Genomic DNA, 1,195 nt, shown 5'->3' with positions numbered 1-1,195 from the left:
ACACTCCATTGACGCTTGTGAACATCAATTCCAATGAATAACTTTAATCCTGTTCCCATGGTGTTTTTCGTTTGGTTTACCCTTATTTTACGGGTTCGGATTATATCATGGGAACTATGCAGTTATGTCGGCTGTAGAGTCAGCTCAAGCGCCGGATTCTCGCTGGATTTCACTGTCCTATCGGACGCGAAATCGGCACGATAATCCGCCCCAACTCATACATCGAAAGTTATACTTTATTGATGCTTAATATTAAAAATATAGTAAATGACATGACATCTCGAGATGTCGGGCTAATTAGAAAATCAGGATTGGATATAATTAATAATAGCCAGAATGAAGATGTAATTACTTTATTAATAGCTCATAGGGATGACATTTATAATGCAACTAGAAATTTTGATTTAGGTGGTGCTTTTGCTACAAATAATAGGTTCTATGAATTTCCAATTGAAATAATCGATTTCCATAGAGAGTTAATATTAAGTAATAACACAAAATGCACATGTGATTTATACTTTAAATCATACTCTGATTTTGACCCGAACAAAGAAGGTGAAAATCCAACAATTGAATTGTTTGCAAAAGGGATTGGAGATTATACGAATGTTTATGGTTTAAAATGTAATAAATGTGAAAGTCGATTCCATGTTTCAGAGAGACACTACCACTACGGATGGTATCAATGGCACCCTTTAGTGCATGATTTTAATCCACCAAAGTATTCTACCGAAGCTGACAATGTACTGAAACTATATGTAGATATTATTTACACAGCTCTTGATGAAAAAAACAAACAAAAGAATGAATTAAGCTTTCACCTGCAAAACATTAAATACTATGTCAATTGGTTAAAGACTAATGAGGAACGCATTTATGATGACATTATGGAGACTTGGAACGATATTATTGAAAAGACTAAATCAGATTTAAACAGAGAATTAAAAAACAAAGTATAACAATTTGTATAAGTTATGCCGGCTGAAGAGTCAGCTCAAGCGCCGGATTCTCGCTGGATTTCACTGTCCCATCACGATAATCCGCCACAACTCATACATTTAACGTTGTGATCCATAAGGTACGATAAAGGGACATCCTTTACAGAGTTAAAGGGACATAGTTTACACTTTCTACATAGTAAATTGATTGATCTAAAATCATACTGCTATGCCTTGGAAAGTAAAAACTATTATGG

1 protein-coding gene is annotated in these 1,195 nt (G+C 34.4%); it reads left to right on the top strand.

Features of this window, described 5'->3' with window-relative positions; all coding sequences use genetic code 11:
- The first annotated feature begins 272 nt into the window (after window positions 1-272).
- Window positions 273-959 (top strand): hypothetical protein, encoded by a 687-nt coding sequence (locus OO013_RS20080; RefSeq protein ID WP_266058918.1) that lies wholly within the window; start codon window positions 273-275, stop codon window positions 957-959.
- Window positions 960-1,195: the final 236 nt, after the last annotated feature.

It is taken from the genome of Mangrovivirga halotolerans (assembly GCF_026241165.1).
In the GTDB taxonomy this organism is placed as follows: domain Bacteria; phylum Bacteroidota; class Bacteroidia; order Cytophagales; family Cyclobacteriaceae; genus Mangrovivirga; species Mangrovivirga halotolerans.
Note: the sequence above shows the minus strand (reverse complement) of the source record. Positions and strands in the feature narration are given on the sequence as shown.

What these genes read in the sequence shown, in the direction of transcription:
- OO013_RS20080 (WP_266058918.1), top strand. Translation starts at nt 273, where the DNA reads ATGACATCTCGAGATGTCGGGCTAATTAGAAAATCAGGATTGGATATA.